The organism is Paracoccus sp. Z118 (genome assembly GCF_019061185.1).
GTDB lineage: Bacteria > Pseudomonadota > Alphaproteobacteria > Rhodobacterales > Rhodobacteraceae > Paracoccus.
Genome location: NZ_JAHQZU010000122.1, coordinates 1 through 498, shown reverse-complemented (window position 1 = coordinate 498; position 498 = coordinate 1). Strand labels below are relative to the sequence as shown.

Below are 498 nucleotides of genomic sequence, written 5' to 3'. Positions count from 1 at the left end.
GAGCCCTGGTCGCTTCTGAAGATCTCGGGCCGACCGTGGCGGGCGAGCGCGTCCTCCAGCGCCTCGATGCAGAAGTCCGCCGACAGCGTGATCGAGAGCCGCCAGGCCAGGACCTTGCGGCTGAACCAGTCGATGACGGCGGCGAGGCATCGGTCGCCATCGGTCCGAGACCGATGCCGAACGCCGCGGGCCATCGGAACGTAGGTTCTTTAATTGATCCCCCGCGCTCGGTCAGTTTGTCGTCCATGTCGGCCGCCTGCAAGGTTCTTTCCGAAGTCGCCGTGCGAGGCGCTTCATCTCGGCGTTCAAGGCTCGGGCGTCCCGAAGGTGAAATGCGCGGTATCCGAAGATCCGCATGTAGATCGCGCGGGCTCGTCCCGTTGCCTGCCGCTCTGGCCGACGCGGGTCATGCCCCTTGGCGTGGTGTAGGAGCGCCGGCCCTCGGAGAGGTCCGAGCTTGATCAGATTGCCACAGCGGGCAGCCTGATGCCGGGATTG

General features: G+C 66.1%; 1 pseudogene. It reads right to left on the bottom strand.

From position 1 onward, the window contains the following. Positions 1–206, bottom strand: a pseudogene (locus KTN05_RS17805) (DDE-type integrase/transposase/recombinase); the annotation flags it as partial. Between the last annotated feature and the right edge of the window lie 292 nt (positions 207–498).